Here is a 24,073-nt window from a genome sequence, read left to right on the forward strand (position 1 = left end):
CACGATCCTTTGTGCGCAGTTGAGGGAAGAGTTACGTGCAGTTCCGCCAAAAGGCCCTTTCCAAGCTGCAATCCCCCGAGGAATTGGACCTGCCGGTGCGTTTCGCCCGGCCCCAGGGTCTTCTCGTGCTCGCCGTGACCGTCGTCGCCATGGCCGCTGCGGCCGTCTGGGCCGTCACCGGAACGGTCACCTCCACACTCACGGCGCCGGGCATCCTGACCCATGGCAGGGGCAGTTACGTCCTCCAGAGCCCGGTCGCCGGACAGGTCACGGCGGTGCGCGCCGAGGAGGGGGAGCACCTTCCCGCCGGCGCGCCCCTGCTCGACGTCCGCACCGCACAGGGGACTTCCGTCGTCCGGGCCGTCGCCGCCGGCCGGGTGACGGCCCTCGTCGCCACCATCGGCTCCGTGGTCACCGTCGGCTCGGACGTGGCGTCGGTCGAGCGCGTCGAGAGCGAGGACGCGCCCCTGACGGCGACCGTCTACGTACCGGCCGACAGCGGCGCGACCGTCCCCGTGGGCGCCTCCGTGGACCTCACCGTCCAGTCGGTGCCGGCCCGGACGTACGGCGTGCTGCGCGGCCGGGTGAAGGCCGTCGGCCGGACCCCGCAGACCCGCAGGCACATCACCGCCTTCCTCGGCAGCAGCCAGCTCGCCGAGCAGTTCTCGCGCGCCGGCCAGCCCGTGGCGGTCCTGGTCGAGCTGCGCCGGACGTCCTCGACCCGGACGGGGTACGCCTGGTCGACGCCGGACGGACCCGGCCAGGCGCTCGACACCATGACCCCGGTGAGCGCCTCCGTGCACCTGGCCTCCCAGCACCCGGCCGATTGGCTCCTCCCGTGAGCGCCCCCGGCGGCCGCCGCCGCGCCCGGCCGGCAGCGCCCAGGGCTCGGGCCAGGGCCAGGGGGAACGCGAAGCGGCCCAGGGCCGTCCGGACACCCACCGTGCTCCAGATGGAGGCCGTGGAGTGCGGCGCCGCCTGCCTCGCCATGGTGCTGGCCCACCACGGCCGGCACGTCCCGCTGGAGGAACTGCGCATCGCGTGCGGCGTCTCCCGCGACGGCTCACGCGCCAGCAACCTCCTCAAGGCCGCGCGGGGGTACGGCCTGAAGGCCAAGGGCATGCAGATGGAGCCGGAGGCCCTGGCCGGGGTGCCGGTCCCGGCCATCCTGTTCTGGGAGTTCAACCACTACGTCGTGTACGAGGGGACGGGCCGCCGCCTCGGCCGCCGGGGCGTGCACCTCAACGACCCGGACAAGGGCCGGCGCTTCGTCTCGCCGGAGGAGTTCGACACCGGCTTCACCGGGGTGGCCCTGGTCTTCGAGCCGGGCCCGGACTTCCGCCGGGGCGGTCGCCGGCCCGGTGTGCTGAGCGCCGTGCCCGCGCGGCTGCGGGGCACGGCCGGCACCCTGCTGGTGGCGCTGCTGGCGAGCCTGCTGCTCGTCGCGGTCGGCGCGGCGGTGCCCGCGCTGAGCCGGACGTACATCGACATGTTCCTGATCGGCCAACAGACCTCGGTGCTGGGCCCGCTGTTCGGGGCGATGGCGGCGACGGTCGCGCTGACCGCCGTCCTGACCGGGCTGCAACAGACCAACCTGCTGCGCGGCCGCCTCATCTCCTCGACGCTCGGCAGCGCCCGCTTCCTGCGGCACCTGATGCGGCTGCCGGTGACGTTCTTCGCCCAGCGCAGCCCGGCCGACCTGGTGCAGCGGCTCAGGTCGAACGACGCGGTGGCCGAGACGCTCGCGAGGGACCTCGCGGCCGCCGGCGTCGACGGCGTCGTCGTGGTCCTCTACGCGGTGCTGCTGTGGACGTACGACCCGCAACTGACGGTCGTCGGCGTACTGATGGCGCTCCTGAACATCGTCGCCATGCGGATCGTGATCCGGTTGCGGGCGACGCACACGCAGAAGCTGCGCGCCGACGCCGCACGGCTGACGAACACCTCGTACACCGGTCTCCAGCTCATCGAGACCATGAAGGCGACCGGCGGCGAGAACGGCTACTTCCGCCGGTGGGCGGGACAGCACGCGACCACCCTGGAGGTGCAGCAGCGCCTGGGGGTGCCGAGCGCCGCACTGGCCGTGGTCGCGCCCACCCTGGCGACGCTCAACAGCGCGCTGATCCTGTGGATCGGCGGGCTGCGGGCTGTGGAGGGCCACCTCTCCATCGGTCTGCTCGTCGCCTTCCAGGCCCTGGTGACCCGTTTCACGGCGCCCATCACCCGGCTCAACGGGGTGGCGGGCCGCATCCAGGACTTCGCCGCTGACGTGGTCCGGCTGAAGGACGTCGAGAGCTTCCCCGTCGACGCCCTCCACGCGCGCGTGGAGCCGGACGGGAGCACCCGCCGCCTCACGGGGCACGTGGAGCTGGCGGACATCACCTTCGGCTACAGCCCGCTGGACGAACCCCTGCTGAGCGGCTTCTCCCTCCGCGTGGGTCCGGGACAGCAGGTGGCGCTGGTCGGCGGATCGGGGAGCGGCAAGTCGACGGTGTCCCGGCTGATCTCGGGCCTGTACGCCCCCTGGGAGGGGACGGTCCGCATCGACGGCCGGCGGCTGGAGGACATCCCGCGCGGTGCGCTGGCGGCCTCGGTGTCGTTCGTCGACCAGGACGTGTTCCTGTTCGAGGGGACCGTCCGGGACAATGTGGCCCTGTGGAACCCGTCCGTACCGGACGACGCCGTCGTCGCCGCGCTCCGGGACGCCGCCGTGTACGACGACGTCGTCGCCCGCCGGCCGGGCGGCATCCACAGCCGCGTCGAGCAGGACGGCCGGAACTTTTCGGGCGGGCAGCGCCAGCGCCTGGAGATCGCCCGCGCCCTGGTGCGGCGGCCGAGCGTCCTCGTGCTGGACGAGGTGACCAGCGCCCTCGACGCCGGCACGGAGCAGATCATCATCGACAACCTGCGGCGGCGCGGCTGCGCCTGCGTGGTCATCGCCCACCGGCTGTCCACGGTCCGCGACAGCGACGAGATCGTGGTCCTGGACCACGGCCGGGTCGTCGAGCGGGGCCGCCACGAGGAACTGCTCGCCGCCTCGGGGGCGTACGCCGAGCTGGTCAAGGAGCGCTGACATGTCCGTCCGTCCCGAGGTGGCCGCCGCCGATCCGGTGGTCCACGCCCTGGGCACCCTGGGCTCCCCCGTCGACTGCGCGGGCCTGCGCACGGTGCCGCTGGAGGGGCCGCACGTGCTGTGGCTGGTCGTGGCGGGCGGGCTGGATCTGTTCGCGGTCGACGCCGCCGAGCGGGGCCACTGGCACTTCCTGGGCCGGCTGGAGGCCGGCAGCCTGCTCCTCGGCCCGGTCCAGGGCCCGCGGCACACCCTGGTGGGCCGCCCGACGCGGGACTGCGCGGTGCGCCGGATCGGGCTGCGGGAGCTGCACCCCGGCCACGGGCAGGACCCGTACGGCGCGTACGACCCGTACGGCGGCCATGGCGCGTACGACCCGTACGGCGAGCACGCCGGTGCGCACGACCCGTACGGCGGGGCCACGCCCCTGGAGCACGCCTTCGCCCTCGGCACCGCCCGCAGCCTGGGCGTGCTGTTCGAGGCGCCGCTCGGCGACGGGCGCGCCCCCGGGGACGAGGCGATCGCCTCCGACGACATGCTGTGGATGCCGGTGCCCCCCGGCGGCGTGCGCCACGGTGCCGCGGACGGCTCGTACGGCCCCGACGGGGCGGCCGGCCTGCTGGTCGACGGGGACCTGTGGCGGCGGATGGTGAACCAGCAGTACCGGCTGCTGTCCGCCGTGGACCGCTGGATCGAGCAACTGGAGCGCGCCCACGAGGACCGGGCGGCCGCCGGTGTCAAGGCGGGTGAGACGGTCCGCGCCCGGGCCGACCGGGCGCTGCTGGCCTCGATCGGCCGGCCGGACCGCACCGCCCGGAAGAAGGACGCGACGGCGTCCGACGACGCCACGTTCGCCGTGTGCCGGCAGGTCGCCCGCGCGGCCGGGATCACGCTGGCCGAACCGTCCGCGAGCGGCGTGTCCGACGAGCGGACCGGCCCCGTGGAGCGCATCGCCCTGGCCTCCCGGGTGCGTACCCGCGCGGTGCGGCTGGAGGGGCGCTGGTGGCGTACGGACTCCGGTCCCCTGGTGGGGCACTGGGCGAAGTCCGGCGCCCCGGTGGCGCTGCTGTGGCGGCGCGGCCGGTACGAGGCGGTGAACCCGGCCTCGGGGCTGCGGATCCGGATCGGGCGGGCGCGGGCCGGCGAGCTGGATCCGCGGGCGGTGATGTTCTACCGTCCGCTGCCGGAGCGGCCGTTGTCGCCGGCGGGGCTGCTGCGCTTCAGCCTGCGCGGTGCCGGGGGCGACGCGCGCAACCTGGCGCTCGCCGGGCTGGTGACGGTGGGGCTGGGCGCGCTCGTGCCGTTGGCGACGGGCCGGATCCTCGGGGTGTACGTGCCGGCCGGCCGGACCGGCCCGATCGTGCAGTTGGCGGTGGCCGTGATGGTTGCCGGTGTGGTGTCGGCGGCCTTCATGCTGATGCAGAACCTGACGGTGCTGCGGATGGAGGGGCGCATCGAGAGCGTCCTCCAGCCCGCCGTGTGGGACCGGCTGCTGCGGCTGCCGACGGCGTTCTTCGCCGGGCGCTCCACCGGGGAGCTGGCGAGCGCGGCCATGGGGATCAGCGCCATCCGCCGGGTGATGGCGGGAGTCGGACCGGTGGCCGTGCAGGCGGGCACGGTGGGCGCGGTGAACCTGGTGCTGCTGCTCTGGTACAGCGTGCCGCTGGCGCTGGCGGCGATGGCGATGCTGCTGGTCGTCGGGGTGGTGTTCCTGGGCCTCGGACTGTGGCAGGTGCGCTGGCAGCGGCGGCTGGTGGAGCTGAACAACAAGCTCGACAACCAGGCCTTCCAGACGCTGCGGGGTCTGCCGAAGCTGCGCGTCGCGGCGGCGGAGAGCTTCGCGTACGCCGCGTGGGCGAGGGAGTTCGCCCGCTCGCGGGAACTCCAGCGGCGGGCGGGGCGGATCCGCAACGTCACCACCGTCCTCGACGCGGTGCACCTCCCGCTCTGCTCGCTCGTCATGTTCATGCTGCTGGCGGGTCCGGCGCGCGGGAGCATGACGGCGGGCGAGTTCCTGACGTTCAGCACCTCGGTGACGATGCTGCTGACGTCGGTCACGCAGCTCACCGGGGCGCTGGTCTCCGCCGCCGCGGCGCTGCCGCTGTTCGAGCAGATCCGACCGGTGCTGGAGGAGGCTCCGGAGGTTCGCGGCTCCACCACGCCGCCCGGCGTCCTGTCGGGGGCCCTGGAGGCCCGCAACCTGTCCTTCCGCTACGCGGACGACGCGCCCCTGGTGCTGGACGACGTGTCGCTCGACGTCCGGCCGGGCGAGTTCGTCGCCGTCGTCGGCCCCAGCGGCTGCGGCAAGTCCACGCTGCTGCGCCTGCTGATCGGCTTCGACCGCCCGGTCTCGGGCAGTGTGCTGTACGACGGGCAGGACCTGAGCGCCCTCGACCGGTCCGCGGTGCGGCGCCAGTGCGGGGTCGTCCTCCAGAACGCCCAGCCCCTCACCGGCTCGATCATGGACTGCATCAGTGGGGCGGAGTCCTTCTCGCAGGAGGAGGTGTGGGCGGCCGCGGAGATGGCCGGTCTGGCGGAGGACATCCGGCGGATGCCGATGGGGCTGCACACGATGATCGCGGGCGGCGGAGCCGTCTCCGGCGGCCAGCGCCAGCGCCTGATGATCGCCCAGGCGCTGATCCGCCGGCCCAGGATCCTGTTCCTGGACGAGGCCACGAGCGCGCTGGACAACGAGGCGCAGCGCGTCGTCATCGAGTCCACGCGCCGGCTGAACGCCACCCGGCTGGTGATCGCCCACCGGCTGTCGACGGTCATGGACGCCGACCGGGTGATCGTCATGTCGGCCGGCCGGATCGTCGAGCAGGGCCACCCCTCCGCGCTGCTCGCCGACCCCGACGGGCACCTGTACGCGCTGGTACGCCGCCAAATGCGCTGACCCGGGGCCCCTCGAAAGGGTGGGATCGGCCCTCGGGGGCGCGCCGGTCCCCGGGAACGCGGGAACCCCTCCCTACGAACCCCGCCCGGACGGACCGGGCGGCGCGTCCACGGAGGAACACATGCTCAGGAAGGCCTTCGCCTGCGCGGCCCTCGTCGCCGCTGCCATGGCGGTCGGTACTGTCCCCGCCGCCGCCCACGGCGACAACGACAAGGACGACCACGGCAGCTTCCACGCCGTCGAGTGGAGCAAGGGCAAGTTCGCGGCCCTGGAGTCCGCCGGCGGTTCGAAGATCGCGGCAGGCGGGTTCAACCAGGGCGGGGCCATCGGCGCCGAGTGGTAGCCGACGGACCCGTCGTACGACGGCCGCCGGGACGACAGCGTGGTCGTCCCGGCGGCCGCCGTCGTCAGCGGGTCAGTGCCCGCACCCGAACCGTCGCCGCTCCGAATCTGGGCCGGCTTGCGGTCCCCGGACAGCGTCCAGGCCGGCGGGGGAACGCGAAATGCCGACCGGGATGATCCCGATCGGCATTTTCCGTGGTGTCCGAGGGGGGACTTGAACCCCCACGCCCGATAAAGGGCACTAGCACCTCAAGCTAGCGCGTCTGCCATTCCGCCACCCGGACAAGGTGTCTGTCGCTCCGGGGCGTTCCCCGCGGCGACATGGATAACTCTACCAGGGGTTCGAGGTGCCCTTCACCCACATATCCCGTGGTCAGGCGGCCTGGCGGGGGGCGGGCGGAGACATCGGGGCACGGCGTACGCGGTGTCCGTACACGGTCACGGAGCGTGCGGGGTTCGCCCGTCGCCGGTCACGGGACCCGGACGACCTGCCCGGCGTACGAGAGGTTTCCGCCGAACCCGAACAGCAGGGCGGGCGCGCCGGAGGCGACCTCACCGCGCTCGACCAGCTTGCTGAGCGCCATCGGGATGGAGGCGGCCGAGGTGTTGCCGGACTCGGTGACGTCCCGGGCGATCACCGCGTTGACCGCGCCGATCTTCTGGGCGACCGGCTCGATGATCCGCAGGTTCGCCTGGTGCAGCACCACCGCCGCCAGGTCCTCGGGCGCGATGCCCGCCCGCTCGCACACCTTGCGGGCGATCGGCGGTAGCTGGGTGGTGGCCCAGCGGTAGACGGTCTGGCCCTCCTGGGCGAAGCGCGGCGGGGTGCCCTCGATCCGGACGGCGTGGCCCATCTCCGGGACGGAGCCCCACAGCACCGGGCCGATGCCCGCGTCGGGCGCGGCCTCGACGACCGCCGCCCCGGCGCCGTCGCCGACCAGGACGCAGGTGGTCCGGTCGGTCCAGTCGGTGATCGCGGTCATCTGGTCGGCGCCGATCACCAGCACGCGGCTCGCCGAGCCCGCCCGCACGGCGTGGTCGGCGGTCGCCAGGGCGTGGGTGAAGCCGGCGCACACCACGTTGAGGTCCATGGTGGCGGGCGAGCCCATGCCCAGCCGGGCGGCCACGCGGGCGGCGGTGTTCGGGGAGCGGTCGACGGCCGTGGAGGTGGCGACGAGGACCAGGTCCACGTCGGCGGGGGTGAGCCCGGCGGCGGCCAGCGCCTTGGCGCCCGCGTGGGCGGCCATCTCGTCGACGGGTTCGTCGGGGCCGGCGACGTGCCGGGTCCGGATGCCGACCCGGCTGGTGATCCACTCGTCGCTGGTGTCGACCAGCGCGGCCAGGTCGGCGTTGGTCAGGACCTTGGCGGGCTGGTAGTGCCCGAGCGCGGCGATTCGAGTGCCCGTCATGCTCGGGACCCCCCTTGGCTGGCGATGTACAGGAGCCCCCAGTCTCGTCAGCGACTGGCGAGTAACCGGTCGGGCGAATCGACAGGATTCACGCCCTCCTCTTGGAGAGTCCGCAACATCACCGGTGGCGGGCGGGCGCGCCGTGAAATGCTGTCCGTCCCTCCTCCGCGGGGTGCCGCCACGGAGGGCCCGCCGGCCGCCCGGGGGCGGTGGGGCGTTCCGTGGAGCCGGGCGCGGCCGCGTCCCGTCCGTGCAGGACAATGAGGGCGTCGGGGTCACCTCGCCGCACGACGGCCCGGTGGTCCACGGCGACCTCCGCAGCCGGGTCCGTTGCGGCTGCCACCACGTCACGAACCGGGACTGATCAGCATGGGACGGGTCACCGAGCGCCGCCGCGTCATCCGCATCCGGGACGGGGCCGCATCGGCCCGTCCCGACACCCTGGTCGCGGAGGAGCCGCTGGAGATCCGGCTCAACGGCAAGCCCCTCGCCATCACGATGCGCACACCGGGCGACGACTTCGCGCTGGCCGCCGGCTTCCTCGTGAGCGAGGGCGTGCTCGGCTCGGCGGCGGACGTGCGGAACATCGTGTACTGCGCCGGTGCCAGGGAGGACGGGTCCAACACGTACAACGTGGTGGACGTGCAGCTTGCGCCCGGTGTGGCCGTCCCGGACATCACGCTGGAGCGGAACGTCTACACCACGTCGTCGTGCGGCCTGTGCGGCAAGGCCAGTCTGGACGCGGTCCGCACCCGCACGCGTTTCCCCCTGGCCGGCGCTCCCCCGCTCGTCGTCACACCGGAACTCCTCGCGGCCCTGCCCGACCGGCTGCGGGCGGCGCAGCGGGTCTTCGACCGGACGGGCGGGCTGCACGCGGCGGCGCTGTTCTCCGGGACGAGTGAGCTGCTGGACGTGCGGGAGGACGTGGGCCGGCACAACGCGGTGGACAAGCTGGTGGGCCGTGCGCTGCGGGAGGACCGGCTGCCACTGGACCGGGCGGTCCTGCTGGTGTCGGGGCGGGCGTCGTTCGAGCTGGCGCAGAAGGCGGTGATGGCGGGGATCCCCGTACTGGCGGCGGTGTCGGCGCCGTCGTCGCTCGCGGTGGACCTGGCGGCCGAGACCGGCCTGACGCTGGTCGGCTTCCTGCGCGGCCGGAACATGAACGTGTACGCGGGTGAGGAGCGGATCGCCCTGGAGGCGGGGGTCACCCCGGGCGGCTGACCGCCCCCGGCCGGCGGACGGGTTCACGGGCGTCCGGCGGGAGCGCGTCCGCCCGCCGGCCCGGTGCCGGCCTCCTGTCCGGCGTACCGCTCCTCACTTCCCCGGTGGGTCGATCATCTGGAGCGCCAGGGTGTCCGGGGGTGGCGCGACGCCCGGTCCGCCCGCCTCCACCCAGGCGAGGATGTCGTCGAGGCAGTCGTCGTCGAGCGCCCAGCCGATCCAGGCGGCGCGGGCGCCCTTGCGCCGGGCCTCGGTGGAGGGCTGGACGACCACCACGTTGGCCTGTCCGCAGGGCCCGAGGCAGTCGCTGGTCCGGACGGCGAGCCGGCCGCCGGAGGCGGCGGCGGCCGCCCGCAGCCGGTCGAGCTGGCCGGCGTGGTCGGTGCCGGGGTGCTTGCGGGCGTCGCCGCAGCAACAGCCGCGGCAGACGACCAGGGAACAGGGGCGGGCGGCGCCGGGGCGTATCCAGGTGTGGTTCACCGGGCGGCGTCCGGGGCGTCGGATGAGGGCATGGCCTCACGGTATCGACCCCGGTGATCATCCCGGGCCGGTGGGGTGCGTGATGGCGCGGTGCCGGCGGTGGGGGGCGCGCCCGGCCGTGTCCGACCCGGTCCGCCCCCGGGGCCCGTGGGCGCGGCGTACAGATTCCGTGGAGATTCCGCCCGCCGTTACTTACCCGGCGGTCAGTAAGGCGCGCGCACCCCACCGCCCCGCGTGGGCACTTGGCTTCTGACCTGTGGCGTTGCCGTACGGACAGGCTTCGCGAAGGGCCTCCCGAACGGGTCTTGCGTGAGGTACCGTCACCCTCCGCTGTGCGGAGCGCCCCCAAGGAGCAGGCCATTGCGCGAGTTCACTGTCCCACCCGTGGCGACGGCTCCCCTGGTCGGTGGACTGGCCGATTCCGTATTCGAGCACGCGCGGGACGATCCGGACCGTGTCGCGCTCGGACGCAAGGAGGCGGACGGCCGGTGGACCGACGTCACCTCGGCGCGGTTCCGGGACGAGGTGCTGGCTCTGGCCAAGGGGCTGCTCGCGGACGGGGTCCGGTTCGGGGACCGGGTCGCCATCATGGCGCGCACCCGCTACGAGTGGACGCTGTTCGACTTCGCGCTGTGGACGGTGGGGGCCCAGTCCGTGCCCGTGTACCCCACCTCGTCCGCCGACCAGGTCCACTGGATGCTGTTCGACGCCGAGGTGACCGCGTGCGTGGTGGAGCACGAGGACCACGCCATGACCATCGGGTCGGTGATCGACCGGCTGCCCCGGCTCAAGCGGCTGTGGCAGCTCGACGCCGGGGCGGTCGACGAGCTGGTGGAGCTGGGGGCGCGTATCGACGAGGACGTGGTGCACCGGCACCGGCGGGCGGTGACGCCCGAGTCGGTCGCCACGGTGATCTACACGTCCGGGACGACGGGCCGCCCCAAGGGGTGCGTCCTGACGCACGCGAACTTCATGTTCGAGGCGGACACCCTGGTCAGCCGCTGGGAGCCGGTCTTCCACTCCAAGCCGGGCGACGAGGCGTCGACCCTGCTGTTCCTGCCGCTGGCCCACGTCTTCGGCCGGATGGTGGAGGTGGCGGCGATCCGCAAGCGGGTCAAGCTGGGCCACCAGCCGCAGCTTGCGGCCGGCCCGCTGCTGGCGGGCCTGGCGGCGTTCCGGCCGACGTTCGTGCTGGCCGTGCCGTACATCTTCGAGAAGGTCTTCCAGGCGGCGCGGCGCAGAGCGGAGACCGAGGGGAGGGAAGGGCCCTTCGACAAGGCCGTCGAGGTGGCGGTGCGGTACGCGGAGGCGCTGGAGACCAAGGCCTTCGGGCAGGGCCCCGGGCCGTCGGCGGCGCTGCGGGTGCAGCACCAGTTCTTCGACAAGGTCGTCTACGGGAAGGTGCGCGACGCGCTGGGCGGGCGGGTCCGGCACGCGATGTCGGGCGGGTCGGGGATGGCCCGGCGGCTCGGGCTGTTCTTCGAGGGCGCGGGCGTGACGGTGTACGAGGGGTACGGGCTGACGGAGTCGGCATCCGCGGCCACCGCCAACCCGCCGGAGCGGACGAAGTACGGCACGGTCGGGCCGCCCATCCCGGGGACGACGGTGCACATCGCGGAGGACGGCGAGGTGTGGCTGCGCGGCCCGCACCTCTTCTCCGGGTACCTGGGCAATCCCGACGCGACGGCGGCCGTGCTCCGGGACGGCTGGCTGGCGACCGGTGATCTGGGGGCGCTCGACGAGGACGGTTACCTGACCATCACCGGGCGGAAGAAGGAGATGCTGGTGACGTCGGGCGGCAAGAGCGTGCCGCCGGCCGGCCTTGAGGAACGGGTGCGGTCCCACCCGCTGGTGGCGCAGTGCATCGTGGTCGGCAACGACCGGCCGTACATCGCGGCGCTGGTGACCCTGGACCAGGAGGCGGTCGAGCACTGGCTGGCCATGCAGAACCGGCCGCCGCTGCCCCCCGCCGAGCTGGTGCGCGACCCGGCGCTGGAGACCGAGATACGCCGGGCGGTGGTGGCGGCGAACACCCTGGTGTCGCAGGCCGAGTCGATCCGTACCTTCCGGATCCTGGCGCACCCGTTCACGGAGGAGCACGGTCTGCTGACCCCGTCGCTGAAGCTCAAGCGCAAGGCGATCGAGACGGCGTACGCGGCGGAGGTCGACGCCCTGTACGGGTGATGCGGGGCGGTCCGGGGAACAGGTGCGGGAGCGTGGACGTTGATCCGTGGAGCGACAACCGCTGAGTGACAACCGACGACCGACGACGTAAGGAATCGACCGCTCGTGAGCAAGGTCCCCTCCATCACCCTCAACAACGGCGTCTCCATGCCGCAGCTCGGCTTCGGTGTCTGGCAGGTGCCCGACGACGAGGCGGCGAAGGCGGTGGGCACGGCCCTGGAGGCCGGATACCGCAGCATCGACACCGCAGCGATCTACGGGAACGAGAAGGGCACCGGCGAAGCCGTCGCCGCCTCCGGCATCCCCCGGGACGAGCTCTTCGTCACCACCAAGCTGTGGAACAGCGAGCACGGACACGACGCCACACTGCGCGCGTTCGACGAGTCGCTGGCCCGGCTCGGTCTCGACTACGTCGACCTGTACCTGATCCACTGGCCGGTGCCCTCGAAGGACCGGTTCGTGGACACCTACCGGGCACTGGAGAAGATCCAGGCGGACGGCCGCGCCCGGGCGATCGGCGTCTCCAACTTCCTGCCCGCGCACCTGGAGCGCCTGCTCGGCGAGACCTCCGTGGTCCCCGCGCTGAACCAGATCGAACTGCACCCGCAGCTCCAGCAGGCGGAGGCCCGGTCCTTCCACGCCCGGCACGGCATCCTGACCGAGGCCTGGTCGCCGCTGGGCCAGGGCAGGGGCCTGCTGGAGGTCCCGACGATCATCGCGATCGCCCGGAAGCACGACCGCACCCCCGCCCAGGTGGTGCTCCGCTGGCACCTCCAGCTCGGCACCATCGTGATCCCGAAGTCCGTGACGCCGTCGCGGATCCAGGAGAACATCGACGTCTTCGACTTCGAGCTGGACGCCGACGACCTGGCGGCCCTCGCCGCCCTGGACGAGGGCAAGCGCCTGGGCCCGCACCCGGACACGTTCGGCGACGAGTGATCGCGGGCCGTCCGGGGACGGCATGGACGCCCGAGGAGGGCGTGCCGTCCCCGGGGCGGACCCGGTTTCAGGTGGTCAGCAGGCGGTTGAAGAACGACCGGTACCGGCGCAGCGCCCGGCGGAGGTCCTCGGTGTCGACCTCCTCGCCCCGGTTCCACTGACCCTCCAGGTCCCTCTTGTGGTCGGCGAACGTCGAGGCGAGCCGCCGCATGACGTCGGCGACGAGGGCGTCGGCCTTGTGCACCGCCTCGCGGGGGTCGTCGACGAACTGGATCTGGATCTCCTGCCAGCTCGCCCGCGGGTCAGGCCGGGGTCCGGCGGGACTGACCGCCGTCGGACAGCAGCTCGTCGAAGAGGGCGTGGTAGTGGACCATCGCCCCGCGGAGCTGCTCGGTCGTGGCCCGGTGCTGCATGCTCAGCCGGTTGACCTCGTGCGCGGCGCGGTAGTGCTCCACCGTGCGTCCGTGCTCGACCGAGAGGTCCCGCAGCCGCTGGTCCAGGTCCTCCACGGGATAGCCGCGCTCCCGCATCAGGGAGGTCACCAGGAGGTCCGCGTCCTGCACGGCGTCCTCCGGCTGGTCCACGAACTCCCCCTGCACGTCGTCCCAGTCGCGGCTGTAGCGGTCGCGGACCTCACCCGGCAGCGGCCGGATGTCCAGTGCCTCGTGGCGTTTCTCGCGGGCGCTCAGCTCGCGTTCGGCCGCGGTCCGGCTGCCGGTGTCCTCGACCGTCCTGTCGTACTCCGGTCCGAAGCGCTGTCGCAGGCGCCGGCTGCGGAGGCCGAGGAAGGCGATCACGGCCAGGGCGGCCAGGACCACCGCGACGGGAATGACGATGGCCAGGAGCGTTCCTGTCGACATGGGGTCCAACCCCTCACAAATGTCCAATATGCCCCGAATTAAGGGTATCCCTCCGCCGTCCGGCAGGGAACGGAAGCCCGGCCACCGTGATCCACCGTGATGATGAAACGATTGTCATGTTCGGCTAAGGTGTGGCCCCATGAACCGAGCCGCCTGGGCGCGGGAGCGGCCGACCGGCACCGCACCGCCGTCCCTCACCCTCGCCGGGGCCGTGTCGCTGCTGCTGGTCGCCGCACTCGCCCTGCCCCTGCTGGGACACCCCGGCTTCCGGGCCTGGCAGACGATCTGCGTGGCGCTCACCGTGCAGGCGCTGCCCTTCCTGCTGCTCGGCACCCTCGTCTCCGGCGCCGTCAACGCCTTCGTCCCGGAGCGGGTGTTCAGCAGGGCGCTGCCCCGCAACCCGGCGCTGGCCGTACCGGTGGCCGGGGCGGCCGGTGTGGTGCTGCCGGGCTGCGAGTGCGCCTCCGTGCCGGTCGCCGCCGGCCTCGTCCGGCGCGGGGTCGCCCCTGCGGCGGCGTTCGCGTTCCTGCTCTCCGCCCCGGCGGTCAACCCGGTCGTGCTGGTCTCGACCGCCGTCGCCTTCCCTGGACGACCGGAGATGGTCGCCGCCCGGCTGGTGGCCTCGCTGGCGACGGCCGCCGCCATGGGCTGGCTGTGGCTGCGCTTCGGCCGGGACGAGTGGCTGAAGCCGTCCGCGCGGCACACCGGCCACCGCACCGGGCACAGCCGGTGGGAGGAGTTCCGGACCGGGTTCCAGTACGACTTCCTGCACGCGGGGGGCTTCCTCGTGGTCGGCGCCATGGCGGCGGCGTGCTTCAACGTGCTCGTCCCCCGCTCCGTGCTGGACACGTTCGCCGGTTCCCCGTGGCTGTCGGTGCTGTTCCTCGCCGGGCTCGCCGTCGTGCTCGCCGTCTGCTCGGAGGCCGACGCGTTCGTCGCCGCGTCGCTCACCGGCTTCTCCCCCACCGCCCGGCTGGCGTTCCTGGTGGTGGGCCCTATGGTGGACGTGAAGCTGATCGCCCTTCAGGCGGGGACCTTCGGCCGGGCCTTCGCGGCCCGCTTCTCCGCCGCGACGGCGGTCGTCGCCGTGGTGTGCGCCGGCGTGACCGGATGGTGCCTGCTGTGAGACGGAACGTCCAGGCGGCCCTGCTGCTGCTGACCGGCTCCGCCGTACTGCACGTCTCGCTGCTGAGCCAGGTCTACCTGCGGTACGTGAAGGAGGGCCTGCGCCCCTTCCTCGTCGTGTCCGCCATCCTGCTGCTCGTCCTCGGGGTCACCGGCGCCGTGCGGGACGGTCTGCCGTTCGCCCCACGGCACCCGGACCGGGAGGAGACGGACGACGGGCACGGCCACGGGCACGGCGGCGGCCCCCGGGTGGCCTGGATGCTCTTCCTGCCCGTGCTGGCGCTCCTGCTGTACGCCCCGCCCGCGCTCGGCTCGTACACGGCCGGGCGCGAGACGGACGACGCGGTGGCGCGGGTCGAGGAGTTCGGCCCGCTCCCCACGGGCGACCCCGTCCCGCTCGCCCTGTCCGCGTTCATCGCGCGGGTGCAGCAGGACCGCGCCCGGGGCCTCACCGGCCGCACGGTCCTGCTGACCGGCTTCGTCACGCCCGCGAAGGACCGCCCCGGAGCGTGGCACCTCACCCGGCTCGTCGTGAGCTGCTGCGCGGCCGACTCCCGGTCGCTGCGCGTCCTGGTGCACGGCGCGCCCGCGCCCCCCGCCGACACCTGGGTCACCGTGACGGGCACGTGGCGCCCCGCCGGCGGCCCCCCGGCGACGGGGCCGGCACCGGTGGCGGTGGACGCCCGGACCGTCGAGCGGGTGCCGGAGCCGGTCAACCCGTACCAGGACACCACGCCCCGGCCGCGGTGACCGCCGGGCCGCCCGGCGGTCCGGCGCCCCGGCGGCCGTGCCGGCTCAGCCGCGGCGGGCGGTGTGCACGGTGCGGGCGGTCAGGGTGAACAGATCCGCCCGCCGGTGCAGCCCCAGCGGTTCGGCCGGGTCCAGCAGCCGGTCCAGCGTCGCCCGGTCCTCGGCGGAGAGGCGGTCGCCCAGCGACTGGCGGTGCCGGGCGAACCCGGCCACGATCTGCCGGCGTACGGCATCGGTGACGGGGGCCGGTACGTCGTGGAGGAACGAGCGGGTGCCGCTCGGCAGCAGCCCGGCGCCGGCCAGCATGCCCCGCCAGTCGTCGCCGACCTCCTTGGCACCGGGCAGCTCCGCCCGCATCTCGCCGAACCACCCGGCGTGCGCGACGTCCATCCGGGCCTCCAGGCCGGGGCTGCCGATGCCGCAGTCCTGCGGCAGGCGCCGGGTGGGCAGCCCGCCCTCGACGACCGCCAGCAGGCCGCCCGGCCGCAGCAGGCCCGCCAGCCCGGCGACGGCCCCCCGCTGGTCGCCCAGGTGGTGCAGGGAGTCGGCCGCCCAGATCAGGTCCGCGGCACCCAGCCCGGCGATCCCGTCCGGGAGTTCGGCCCGCAGTGTGGTGACCCGGTCGCCCAGGGACGCGGCACGGGCCCGCTCCCGGGTGCGTTCCAGGAGCTCGGGCGTGGCGTCGACGGCGACGACCTCCGCGTACGGGAACGCCTCGGCGAGCAGGCAGGTCAGCACGCCCGGCCCGCTGCCCACGTCGAGGACCCGGCGCACGCCGGCCGCCGGTACCAGTTCGCCGAGCCAGGCGGCGGCTCGCCGGTACAGCGGGCTCTGGAGTTCCGCGCCGTTCTCCAGCAGCGGCAGCATCTCGGACCAGTCCATGTGCGTGTGGTCATGCGCAGGGGCGGTGGCGGAGGAGGTGTGGGCGTGGTGGCCGTGGTGGTGTTCGCTCATGCCGCAAGCGTGGCGGCGGGGTCGGGCCCGTGGCGAGCTTTGTTGCCGTTCCGGCAAAACGGCCGGACCCCGGGCCCGGCGCCCTCACTCCGCGCCGTGGCCCGCCGCGATCGACTCGACGCGGGACGCCAGCGTGAAGTCCTTCTCGGTGATGGCGCCGCCCGCGTCATGGGTGTTCACCGTGAGGTTCACGGTGTTGTAGCCGAGGGTGAGGTCGGAGTGGTGGTTCAGTTCCTCCTGGATGCGGGCGACGTGGACCACCAGGGCCGTCGCGGCGAAGTGCGTGCCGAGACGGTAGGTACGGGCAATCCGGTCGCCCTCCTGGGACCAGCCGGGCAGTTCCCGCAGCCGGTCCTCGATCTCCTTCTGCGACAGCGGCTCAGTGGGCATGAATCCGTGCTCCCTCCGGTCGGTGCGTGTCGGTACGGGTGACCGTGACGATACGGTCCGGCGGGACGACCGCGCGGTCAACACGTGGGTTACCGTCTGCGGTATGACAACTGTCGCCACCGGTACGGGAGTAGGGCCGCTGCTGCGCGGCTGGCGTGAGCGACGGCGGCTGAGCCAACTGGAACTGGCGCTGCGCGCCGACTCGTCGGCCCGTCACATCTCGTTCGTCGAGACGGGGCGGTCGCGCCCGAGCGAGGAGATGGTCCTGCGCCTCGCCGAGCACCTGGAGGTGCCCGTACGGGAGCGCAACGTGCTGCTGCTGGCGGCGGGGTACGCCCCGCGCTACTCCGAGACGTCCCTGGACGATCCGTCGCTCGGCACCCTGCGGGCGGGCATCGAGCAGTTGCTGGCGGGCTACGACCCGTACCCGGCGCTGGTGGTGGACGGCTCGTACACGGTGGTGGCCGCCAACCGGGGGATCTCCCTGCTGCTGGACGGGCTGCCCGGGCACCTGCTGACGCCGCCGATGAACGCCATGCGGATCACCCTGCACCCGGAGGGCCTGGCCCCGAGGATCCGCAACCTGCGGGAGTGGCGCGGCCATCTGCTGGCGCAGATGGAGCGGCAGATCGCGCTGTCGCGGTCGGAGCCGCTGCGGCGGCTGTACGCGGAGGTCACGGCCTACCCGCTGCCCGCGCCGGCGGACACCGGCCCGGAGGACCGGGAGGACCGGGAGGACCCGCAGCCGTACCCGTACTTCGCGCTGCCGCTGCGGATCGAGCACGACGGACGGGTGCTGTCCTTCGTCTCGTCGATCTCGACGTTCAACACACCGATGGACGTGACGGTCGCCGAGCTGGCCATCGAGACCTTCCTCCCGGCCGACCCGGCGACGGTGGCGTACCTCCGCTCGCTCTAGGTCGTGTCCGCAAAGTCTCGCCTGGCCCGCGGTGTCGCGCCGGTCGTGCCGGACTTGCGTCACACGGCCCCGCCCCGGCGGCCCACCGCCCGGAGGGCGGTCCACTGGAGGGCGGCGAACCCGGCGACGGTCGCGGCCTGCGCGGGGATCCACAGGGTCCCGGCGTTGCTGGGCGACAGCCAGACGGCGAGCGCGGCGACGCTGAGCACCGCCCAGAGGGCGTTGGCGTCGACCACCAGCCGGACGGCGGTGGCGGACGGCTGCGGCCGGGAGGCCAGGTGGCCGACCGCCGCGGCGAACACGGTGAGGAACAGTCCGAGGCCGCGCAACAGCGTCGCGTCCACTCCCAGGAGCCGCCCGAGCGCCCCGGGCGCGAGGGCGTACGCCAGGCCGTTGGCGCCGGTGACGACGGCGTCCAGGGCGAGAAAGCGACGCAGCGCTGTCTGCGGCCGGGTGGTGCGCGAGATGCCGGTGAGCAGGGCCTGGGACATGGCGGATCAGCCTCCGTGAAGGTCCTCGGTGATGGGCCCGGAGCCCGGCCGGAGTGCGAGACCGCCCGGGTTCCGGTGACCACCACGATGGCGTCCGCGACGGCGGGGGTCGATTACCGCGGAGGTCATGGAACCCCGGAAATCGGGGTCGTGGACGCGGGGTCATGGAAGCGGTTCCCCGGCCACGGGGTCATGGAGGCGGTGCCCCGGCCGCGGTGATGGCCCCGGTTCCCGTCAGGGGGCGACGAGGTCACGCACGCGCCGCTCGGTCCAGTGGCCCGCGGCACCCGGACAGGAGGCCAGGTAGCCGGTGACGGTGCCGGTGTCCCAGGCACCCGCCGCGAGGAGGCCGGCGGCGAGGTGGCGGAGGTAGTCGGCGGAGGGGCTGTTCCACTCGACGTCGTGCAGGCCCCAGGGGGCGGTGAAGGTGAGCATGGGCAGCCCGTCGAGCGTGCCGGGACGGACCAGGGTCTCGTAGCGGCCGCCGCCCAGGACCGCCCGGCCGTCGCGGAGGACCCCGGTCAGGTCGAGGTCGGTGTCCGGGCCGGGCTCGCGGTACATCTCCTGGGCGGCGATGTCGGAGAACTGCCCGGCGGTGATCCGGTGCGCCCGTGCCAGGACGCGGCCCTCCGCGGCCGGGTCGTAGAACGCCCGGCCGCCGGTCCACACCGGGGACTCGGTGGCGAAGTACAGGACGCCGTCCAGTTCCACGGGGACGGAGGCGGTGGGCAGCCGACGGTCGCGGCAGCCGGGGTAGGAGCGGGCCCCGCCCGGGGGCGTACCGCCGAGGATGTAGTGGGCCAGCCGGTCGACGTGCGTGTTGGAGCCGTAGGACGTGTACCAGACCTCCGTCGTCATGCCTCGAACGTAACGGGCGCGGCGCGTGAAGCTGCGCTGTTGACCCGCTTAAGAAAACCTCGATGGACGCGGCGGGTCCGGGTCGGCAGATTGGTCCCGTTCGCGATCTCCGCGTCCGCAGACCCCCTCCCCCCGCCTGGAGCCGCACCATGAAGGCACTCGTCAAGCACAAGGCCGAGCCCGGTCTCTGGCTCATGGACGTCCCGGAGCCCGAGACGGGCCCCGGCGACGTGCTGATCCGGGTGCTGCGCACCGGCATCTGCGGGACGGACCTGCACATCCGCTCGTGGGACGGCTGGGCGCGGCAGACGGTCTCGACGCCCCTGGTGCTGGGACACGAGTTCGTCGGCGAGGTGGCGCACGTGGGCTCGGACGTGCGGGACATCGCGGTCGGCGACCTGGTCAGCGGTGAGGGCCATCTGGTGTGCGGCAAGTGCCGCAACTGCCTGGCCGGCCGTCGGCACCTGTGCCGGGCGACGATCGGGCTGGGCGTCGGGAGGGACGGGGCGTTCGCCGAGTACGTGGCGCTGCCGGCGTCCAACGTGTGGGTGCACCGCACGAAGGTGGACCTGGACGTGGCGGCGATCTTCGACCCGTTCGGCAACGCCGTGCACACCGCGCTGTCCTTCCCGCTCGTCGGCGAGGACGTGCTGATCACGGGCGCCGGCCCGATCGGGATCATGGCGGCGGCGGTCGCCCGGCACGCGGGTGCCCGCAACGTGGTGATCACCGACGTGAGCGAGTCGCGGCTGGAGCTGGCCCGCAAGGTGGGCGCGACGCTCGCCGTGAACGTCGCGGAGACCGGCATCGACGAGGCGCAGCGGCAGCTCGGCCTGCGCGAGGGTTTCGACATCGGCCTGGAGATGTCGGGGCGGCCCGAGGCGATGCGGGACATGGTCGCCAACATGACGCACGGCGGCCGGATCGCGATGCTGGGCCTGCCCGCCGAGGAGTTCGCCGTCGACTGGTCGAAGATCGTCACCTCGATGATCACCGTCAAGGGCATCTACGGCCGGGAGATGTTCGAGACGTGGTACGCGATGACCGTCCTGCTGGAGGGCGGTCTCGACCTCAGCCCGGTGATCACCGGCAGCTACGGCTACCAGGACTTCGACGCCGCCTTCGACGAGGCGGCCACGGCCCGCAGCGGCAAGATCATCCTCGACTGGACCGTCTGACCCACCCCCAAGGAGTTCTCTGATGTACGCGTCCGTCCGCGACGAGCTGCGCGCCACCCTCGACGAGATCCGCGACGCGGGTCTCTACAAGCCGGAGCGGGTCATCGGCACCCCGCAGAGCGCCACCGTGTCCGTCCCCTCCGGTGACGTGCTGAACTTCTGCGCCAACAACTACCTGGGCCTCGCCGACCACCCCGAGGTCGTCGCCGCCGCCAAGGAGGCGCTGGACCGCTGGGGCTACGGCATGGCGTCCGTGCGCTTCATCTGCGGCACGCAGGACGTGCACAAGGAGCTGGAGCAACGGCTGTCGGCGTTCCTGGGGCAGGAGGACACGATCCTCTACTCGTCCTGCTTCGACGCCAACGGCGGTGTCTTCGAGACGCTGCTCGGGCCCGAGGACGCGGTGATCTCCGACGCCCTGAACCACGCCTCCATCATCGACGGCATCCGGCTGTCCAAGGCGCGCCGCCACCGGTACGCCAACCGGGACATGGCCGACCTGGAGAAGCAGCTCAAGGAGACGCAGGACGCCCGGCGGCGCCTCATCGTCACCGACGGCGTGTTCTCGATGGACGGGTACGTGGCTCCGCTGCCCGAGATCTGCGACCTCGCCGACCGGTACGACGCGATGGTGATGGTCGACGACTCGCACGCGGTCGGGTTCGTCGGCCCGGGCGGCCGGGGCACCCCGGAGCTGCACGGCGTGATGGACCGGGTGGACATCATCACCGGCACGCTCGGCAAGGCGCTGGGCGGCGCGTCCGGCGGCTACGTGGCGGCGCGTGCGGAGATCGTGGAGCTGCTGCGCCAGCGTTCCCGCCCGTACCTCTTCTCCAACTCCCTCGCCCCGGTGATCGCGGCGGCGTCGCTGAAGGTCCTCGACCTGCTGGAGTCGGCCGGTGACCTCCGGGAGAAGCTGGCGGCCAACACCAAGCTGTTCCGCACGAGCATGACCGAGGCGGGCTTCGAGATCCTGCCCGGTGACCACGCCATCGCCCCGGTGATGATCGGGGACGCCGCGGAGGCCGGGCGGATGGCGGAGCTGCTGCTGGAGCGCGGCGTGTACGTGATCGGCTTCTCGTACCCGGTGGTGCCGATGGGGCAGGCCCGCATCCGGGTGCAGCTCTCGGCGGCGCACTCGACCGAGGACGTGGAGCGGGCGGTGGCGGCGTTCACCAACGCGCGGGCGGCGATGGCCGGCTGACGGCTGGGTGACAATGGCAGGGTGATCGACCCCCGGCGGCTGCGCATCCTGCGGGCCGCGGCGGACCACCGTACGGTGACCGCCGCGGCCGCCGCGCTGTACCTGACCCCGTCCGCCGTCTCCCAGCAGCTCGCCGCGCTGGAGCAGGAGACGGGGCACGTGCTGCTGACGCGCAGCGGCAAGGGCGTGCGGCTGACGGCGGCCGGGGAGATCCTGCTGGAGCACGCCAACGAGGTGCTGGCGCAGCTTGAGCGGGCGGAGGCGGAGCTCGCGGCGTACGCGGGCGGGGCGGCGGGCGAGGTGACGGTCGCCGCGTTCGCGACCGGGATCGCCGAGGTGCTGGCGCCCGCGATCGGCCGGCTGGCCGACACGCACCCCGGCATCCGGGTGCGGGTGCGGGACGCGGAGGGCGACGAGTCGCTGCCGCTGGTCCTGGACGGCGAGGCCGATGTGGCGCTGGCCGTGGAGTACCGGGGCGCGCCGCGGGAGGGCGACCGGCGGCTGGCCCGGGTGCCGCTGTACGCGGAGCCGTTCGACGCGGTGCTGCACGCGGGGCATCCGCTGGGCCAGGAGCCGGAGGTGGCGCTGGCCTCGCTCGTGGACGCCGACTGGATCGCGCCGTACCCCGGCAACCCGTGCCACGACATGGTGGTCCTCGCCTGCGAGCTGGCCGGTTTCGATCCGCGGCTGGTGCACTCCTCGGACGACTTCCGCGCGGTGGTCGCCCTGGCGGGCGCGGGCGCGGGCGTGGCGCTGGTGCCGCGTTCGGCGCTGCGGGGCATCGAGCTGAAGGACGTGGTGGTCCGCCCGGTCGCGGGCCCGGCGGCGTTCCGGCGGGTCTTCGCGGCGGTGCGGCGGGGCGCCGAGGAGCACCCGCTGATCCGGCCGGTCCTGGAGGCGCTGGCGGCCGCGGCGCGCGGGCTGTCCGCGCCGGGCGGCTGACGGGTACGACACGGCCCAGGACGTGGCCCCGGGGCCGCCCGTTCAGCGGACGCGGAACACCGGTCCCCGTGCCGTGAAGGGCAGCGTCGCGCCCTCCGGGACGAGGTAGGCGTGCTCGCGGCGCACCCGGAGCGTGTCGCAGTGCCCGTCGGTGATGATCAGCACCGGCGCCCCGGGCGGGAAGTCCCCGGCGCGCTGGAGGAGGTCCAGGCCCGGCTGGAGGACCGTTCCGCCGCGGCCCCGGACCCGGACGCGCCCGGCTATGTCCGTGGGCGCCAGGTACCCGGCGTCGTACGCGGCCGCGTCGCAGAACACCACCCGGGCCGCCGGCACGTCCCTGGCCTCGGCGTACGAGGCGATGGCGCCGAGCGCTTTGCCGAGCAGCCGCCGGTCCATGGAGCCGGAGGTGTCGAGGACGACGCCGAAGGTGCACCGGGCGATCTCCTCGGGCGGGACGTACCGGCCGGCGCGCGGGATGTCGGGCGTGGCCGCCTGCCGGCGGGCCGGCCGCGCGAAGCTGCGCACCGGGTGCGGGCGGGGCACGAACTCGTCGAACCAGCGGGCCAGCCGGGCGTCCCACGGCACCGGCGGGTGCGCCAGCGCCCGGATCTCCTCGACCAGCCCGGCCGGCAGCAGACCGCGCTCCCCGCTCGTGTGCAGGTCGAGGCCCTGCACCAGGCCCCGCCGGTAGAACTCGTCCAGATCGACGTGGTCACGGGGGCGCGGCCCCAGCGGCTCGCCCAGGATGTCGCCGACGCCCTTGCCCCGCAGGGTCGCCAGGCGCCGCGTCCGGCGGGCGTCGGCGGCGATCCGGTCGTACACCTCCTCGGCCGACAGCCCCTTAAGGTCCGGGTCGTACAGCAGGCCCTCGGGCATGGCGCCGACGCCCATCTCCACCAGCCAGCCGTTGACGACGTAGTCGGCCGCGACGTTGAAGAGGTACGGGTCGCGGGCACCGCGCCGGTCGCCGTGGCGGAGCGCGGCGTGGAGCATCTCGTGGGCGAGGACGAACCGCCACTCCTCGTCCTCGTACCGGCGCAGCGGGTTCAGGTAGATCTCGCCCAGTGTGGCATCGACGGCGGCGATCGAGACGCCGTGGGCGCGGGCGAACCCGGCGTCGGCCACCAGCGTCATCCCGGAGGCGATGCCGCCGAGCAGCGGGTAGGAGGAGACGAACCAGCTCAGCGCCCGGTCCCACGGCTCCTTCGGCCTGACCTCGCCGGTCAGCGTGTCACGCCGGCCGCCGGCGACGTCCATCGTGGCGGAGACGGTACGGGTCAGGGCCTGCGCGAACGCAAGCTGCCAGTCGGGGGCGGAGTGCCACCGCGACCAGGCGACCAGGACCTGGTCGGGAGCGTCACCCGCCGTGCCGCGGTGCTCGTGTCCGGCGGGGATCCCCGTCCTGCGCCAGCGCGAGGCCAACTGCTCCTCGTCTCCGTCCGGGTAGGTCTGCGGATGGTCCTCGGGGGCGCGGCCGATGTGCAGGGTGAGCATGAAGCGGTTGACGACGGCGCAGCGGGCGGCGAGGTCGTAGGGGTCGGGCTGCGGGCGGCGCGTGTCCTGGTGGGCGGGAACATGCCCGAATCCGAGGTGCAGCAGGCAGTGGGCGAGGGCCCACGCCCAGTCGGCGGGCTCGGCCCGGCGACTGGGATGGACGTGGACGCGACCGTTGGAGTCGACGGCGGCGAGCCCGTGGCGGGGGCTCAGTTCACAGTCGCGGGAACGGCAGACGTCCGCGTCCAGCGCGGCGAGGGCCGGGTGGCGCTTGACGAGGGCCAGCCCGGCGAGGAACGCCTCGGCGGCCGGGTCGTCGCGCTTGCTCCTCGCGCGCGGTGCCGGGCTCACCGGCGGGGCTCGCTCG

At 73.7% G+C, this 24,073-nt stretch carries 22 protein-coding genes and 1 tRNA gene; 13 read left to right on the plus strand and 10 right to left on the minus strand.

Annotation, left to right across the window (positions count from 1 at the left end):
- Positions 1-35: 35 nt before the first annotated feature.
- From ACZ7LK_RS17860 to ACZ7LK_RS17875, 4 genes are all read left to right on the plus strand, one after another.
- Complete coding sequence (locus tag ACZ7LK_RS17860) at positions 36-842, plus strand: HlyD family efflux transporter periplasmic adaptor subunit (RefSeq protein ID WP_392273977.1); 807 nt, start codon at positions 36-38, stop codon at positions 840-842.
- Complete coding sequence (locus ACZ7LK_RS17865; protein ID WP_471141743.1) at positions 827-3,073, plus strand: NHLP family bacteriocin export ABC transporter peptidase/permease/ATPase subunit; 2,247 nt, start codon at positions 827-829, stop codon at positions 3,071-3,073. The genes ACZ7LK_RS17860 and ACZ7LK_RS17865 overlap by 16 nt, the downstream gene beginning before the upstream one ends.
- 1 nt (position 3,074) lies before the next feature.
- Positions 3,075-5,966, plus strand: coding sequence for an NHLP bacteriocin export ABC transporter permease/ATPase subunit (locus ACZ7LK_RS17870; RefSeq protein WP_471141745.1), 2,892 nt, complete (start codon positions 3,075-3,077; stop codon positions 5,964-5,966).
- Between the two features lie 121 nt (positions 5,967-6,087).
- Positions 6,088-6,309, plus strand: coding sequence for a hypothetical protein (locus ACZ7LK_RS17875; RefSeq protein WP_392273980.1), 222 nt, complete (start codon positions 6,088-6,090; stop codon positions 6,307-6,309).
- A gap of 195 nt (positions 6,310-6,504) precedes the next feature.
- Here ACZ7LK_RS17875 and ACZ7LK_RS17880 read toward each other — a convergent pair.
- Both ACZ7LK_RS17880 and ACZ7LK_RS17885 read right to left on the minus strand, forming a co-directional pair.
- A tRNA-Leu gene (locus ACZ7LK_RS17880) sits at positions 6,505-6,592 on the minus strand.
- A 186-nt stretch (positions 6,593-6,778) separates the two neighbouring features.
- Complete coding sequence (locus ACZ7LK_RS17885; RefSeq protein ID WP_392273981.1) at positions 6,779-7,717, minus strand: beta-ketoacyl-ACP synthase III; 939 nt, start codon at positions 7,715-7,717, stop codon at positions 6,779-6,781.
- Positions 7,718-8,086: 369 nt separating this feature from the next.
- On the opposite strand from ACZ7LK_RS17885, the gene fdhD reads away from it, so the two are divergent.
- Positions 8,087-8,938 (plus strand): formate dehydrogenase accessory sulfurtransferase FdhD, encoded by an 852-nt coding sequence (gene fdhD, locus ACZ7LK_RS17890; RefSeq protein ID WP_471141748.1) that lies wholly within the window; start codon positions 8,087-8,089, stop codon positions 8,936-8,938.
- 93 nt (positions 8,939-9,031) lie between these two features.
- On the opposite strand, the gene ACZ7LK_RS17895 is transcribed toward fdhD, so the two are convergent.
- Positions 9,032-9,418 (minus strand): (2Fe-2S) ferredoxin domain-containing protein, encoded by a 387-nt coding sequence (locus ACZ7LK_RS17895; protein ID WP_392273983.1) that lies wholly within the window; start codon positions 9,416-9,418, stop codon positions 9,032-9,034.
- A 384-nt stretch (positions 9,419-9,802) separates the two neighbouring features.
- Between ACZ7LK_RS17895 and ACZ7LK_RS17900 the strand changes: the two genes are divergently transcribed.
- Both ACZ7LK_RS17900 and ACZ7LK_RS17905 read left to right on the plus strand, forming a co-directional pair.
- Positions 9,803-11,602 (plus strand): AMP-dependent synthetase/ligase, encoded by a 1,800-nt coding sequence (locus ACZ7LK_RS17900; protein WP_471141751.1) that lies wholly within the window; start codon positions 9,803-9,805, stop codon positions 11,600-11,602.
- A gap of 105 nt (positions 11,603-11,707) precedes the next feature.
- Positions 11,708-12,541 (plus strand): aldo/keto reductase, encoded by an 834-nt coding sequence (locus ACZ7LK_RS17905; RefSeq protein ID WP_469461622.1) that lies wholly within the window; start codon positions 11,708-11,710, stop codon positions 12,539-12,541.
- A gap of 67 nt (positions 12,542-12,608) precedes the next feature.
- Here ACZ7LK_RS17905 and ACZ7LK_RS17910 read toward each other — a convergent pair whose 3' ends face one another.
- Both ACZ7LK_RS17910 and ACZ7LK_RS17915 read right to left on the minus strand, forming a co-directional pair.
- Positions 12,609-12,785, minus strand: a complete 177-nt coding sequence (locus ACZ7LK_RS17910) for a hypothetical protein (protein ID WP_471141753.1) — start codon at positions 12,783-12,785, stop codon at positions 12,609-12,611.
- Between the two features lie 58 nt (positions 12,786-12,843).
- Positions 12,844-13,401: a hypothetical protein gene (locus ACZ7LK_RS17915; protein ID WP_392273987.1), complete on the minus strand. Its 558-nt coding sequence runs from the start codon at positions 13,399-13,401 to the stop codon at positions 12,844-12,846.
- A gap of 139 nt (positions 13,402-13,540) precedes the next feature.
- On the opposite strand from ACZ7LK_RS17915, the gene ACZ7LK_RS17920 reads away from it, so the two are divergent.
- Both ACZ7LK_RS17920 and ACZ7LK_RS17925 read left to right on the plus strand, forming a co-directional pair.
- The gene (locus ACZ7LK_RS17920) at positions 13,541-14,527 is read left to right on the plus strand and encodes a permease (RefSeq protein ID WP_471141756.1); all 987 of its coding nucleotides are present in this window, start codon (positions 13,541-13,543) and stop codon (positions 14,525-14,527) included.
- Positions 14,524-15,276, plus strand: coding sequence for a TIGR03943 family putative permease subunit (locus ACZ7LK_RS17925; RefSeq protein WP_469461618.1), 753 nt, complete (start codon positions 14,524-14,526; stop codon positions 15,274-15,276). Before ACZ7LK_RS17920 ends, ACZ7LK_RS17925 begins: the two co-directional genes overlap by 4 nt.
- 45 nt (positions 15,277-15,321) lie before the next feature.
- Here ACZ7LK_RS17925 and ACZ7LK_RS17930 read toward each other — a convergent pair whose 3' ends face one another.
- Positions 15,322-16,230 carry a class I SAM-dependent methyltransferase gene (locus ACZ7LK_RS17930; protein WP_471141759.1) on the minus strand — a complete coding sequence of 303 codons (909 nt, stop codon included), beginning with the start codon at positions 16,228-16,230 and terminating at the stop codon, positions 15,322-15,324.
- An 84-nt stretch (positions 16,231-16,314) separates the two neighbouring features.
- Positions 16,315-16,620 (minus strand): 4a-hydroxytetrahydrobiopterin dehydratase, encoded by a 306-nt coding sequence (locus tag ACZ7LK_RS17935; RefSeq protein ID WP_392273991.1) that lies wholly within the window; start codon positions 16,618-16,620, stop codon positions 16,315-16,317.
- A gap of 103 nt (positions 16,621-16,723) precedes the next feature.
- Between ACZ7LK_RS17935 and ACZ7LK_RS17940 the strand changes: the two genes are divergently transcribed.
- Positions 16,724-17,539 carry a helix-turn-helix domain-containing protein gene (locus ACZ7LK_RS17940; RefSeq protein WP_392273992.1) on the plus strand — a complete coding sequence of 272 codons (816 nt, stop codon included), beginning with the start codon at positions 16,724-16,726 and terminating at the stop codon, positions 17,537-17,539.
- Between the two features lie 59 nt (positions 17,540-17,598).
- Here the strand turns inward: ACZ7LK_RS17940 and ACZ7LK_RS17945 are convergent, their stop codons facing one another.
- The gene (locus ACZ7LK_RS17945) at positions 17,599-18,030 is read right to left on the minus strand and encodes a hypothetical protein (protein ID WP_469461614.1); all 432 of its coding nucleotides are present in this window, start codon (positions 18,028-18,030) and stop codon (positions 17,599-17,601) included.
- A gap of 234 nt (positions 18,031-18,264) precedes the next feature.
- Positions 18,265-18,888: a histone deacetylase gene (locus ACZ7LK_RS17950; protein WP_392273994.1), complete on the minus strand. Its 624-nt coding sequence runs from the start codon at positions 18,886-18,888 to the stop codon at positions 18,265-18,267.
- A gap of 149 nt (positions 18,889-19,037) precedes the next feature.
- Here ACZ7LK_RS17950 and tdh point away from each other — a divergent pair, with 149 nt between their 5' ends.
- From tdh to ACZ7LK_RS17965, 3 genes are read left to right on the plus strand one after another with little or no spacing between them, the layout of a single operon-like run.
- Positions 19,038-20,066 carry an L-threonine 3-dehydrogenase gene (gene tdh, locus ACZ7LK_RS17955; protein ID WP_469461613.1) on the plus strand — a complete coding sequence of 343 codons (1,029 nt, stop codon included), beginning with the start codon at positions 19,038-19,040 and terminating at the stop codon, positions 20,064-20,066.
- A gap of 22 nt (positions 20,067-20,088) precedes the next feature.
- On the plus strand, positions 20,089-21,270 hold the full coding sequence (locus ACZ7LK_RS17960; protein ID WP_471141764.1) for a glycine C-acetyltransferase: 1,182 nt from the start codon (positions 20,089-20,091) through the stop codon (positions 21,268-21,270).
- A gap of 21 nt (positions 21,271-21,291) precedes the next feature.
- Positions 21,292-22,212, plus strand: coding sequence for a LysR family transcriptional regulator (locus tag ACZ7LK_RS17965; protein WP_471141767.1), 921 nt, complete (start codon positions 21,292-21,294; stop codon positions 22,210-22,212).
- A 42-nt stretch (positions 22,213-22,254) separates the two neighbouring features.
- Here ACZ7LK_RS17965 and ACZ7LK_RS17970 read toward each other — a convergent pair whose 3' ends face one another.
- Positions 22,255-24,057 carry a vWA domain-containing protein gene (locus ACZ7LK_RS17970; RefSeq protein WP_471141770.1) on the minus strand — a complete coding sequence of 601 codons (1,803 nt, stop codon included), beginning with the start codon at positions 24,055-24,057 and terminating at the stop codon, positions 22,255-22,257.
- Positions 24,058-24,073: the final 16 nt, after the last annotated feature.

It is taken from the genome of Streptomyces sp. NPDC039423 (assembly GCF_055598725.1).

Excerpts from the sequence above, each read along its gene's own strand:
- ACZ7LK_RS17930 (WP_471141759.1), bottom strand. The coding sequence starts at position 16,230 with ATGAGCGAACACCACCACGGCCACCACGCCCACACCTCCTCCGCCACC.
- tdh (WP_469461613.1), top strand. The coding sequence starts at position 19,038 with ATGAAGGCACTCGTCAAGCACAAGGCCGAGCCCGGTCTCTGGCTCATG.
- ACZ7LK_RS17885 (WP_392273981.1), bottom strand. The coding sequence starts at position 7,717 with ATGACGGGCACTCGAATCGCCGCGCTCGGGCACTACCAGCCCGCCAAG.
- ACZ7LK_RS17870 (WP_471141745.1), top strand. The coding sequence starts at position 3,075 with ATGTCCGTCCGTCCCGAGGTGGCCGCCGCCGATCCGGTGGTCCACGCC.
- fdhD (WP_471141748.1), top strand. The coding sequence starts at position 8,087 with ATGGGACGGGTCACCGAGCGCCGCCGCGTCATCCGCATCCGGGACGGG.
- ACZ7LK_RS17920 (WP_471141756.1), top strand. The coding sequence starts at position 13,541 with ATGAACCGAGCCGCCTGGGCGCGGGAGCGGCCGACCGGCACCGCACCG.
- ACZ7LK_RS17875 (WP_392273980.1), top strand. The coding sequence starts at position 6,088 with ATGCTCAGGAAGGCCTTCGCCTGCGCGGCCCTCGTCGCCGCTGCCATG.
- ACZ7LK_RS17960 (WP_471141764.1), top strand. The coding sequence starts at position 20,089 with ATGTACGCGTCCGTCCGCGACGAGCTGCGCGCCACCCTCGACGAGATC.
- ACZ7LK_RS17950 (WP_392273994.1), bottom strand. The coding sequence starts at position 18,888 with ATGACGACGGAGGTCTGGTACACGTCCTACGGCTCCAACACGCACGTC.
- ACZ7LK_RS17915 (WP_392273987.1), bottom strand. The coding sequence starts at position 13,401 with ATGTCGACAGGAACGCTCCTGGCCATCGTCATTCCCGTCGCGGTGGTC.
- ACZ7LK_RS17940 (WP_392273992.1), top strand. The coding sequence starts at position 16,724 with ATGACAACTGTCGCCACCGGTACGGGAGTAGGGCCGCTGCTGCGCGGC.
- ACZ7LK_RS17945 (WP_469461614.1), bottom strand. The coding sequence starts at position 18,030 with ATGTCCCAGGCCCTGCTCACCGGCATCTCGCGCACCACCCGGCCGCAG.
- ACZ7LK_RS17935 (WP_392273991.1), bottom strand. The coding sequence starts at position 16,620 with ATGCCCACTGAGCCGCTGTCGCAGAAGGAGATCGAGGACCGGCTGCGG.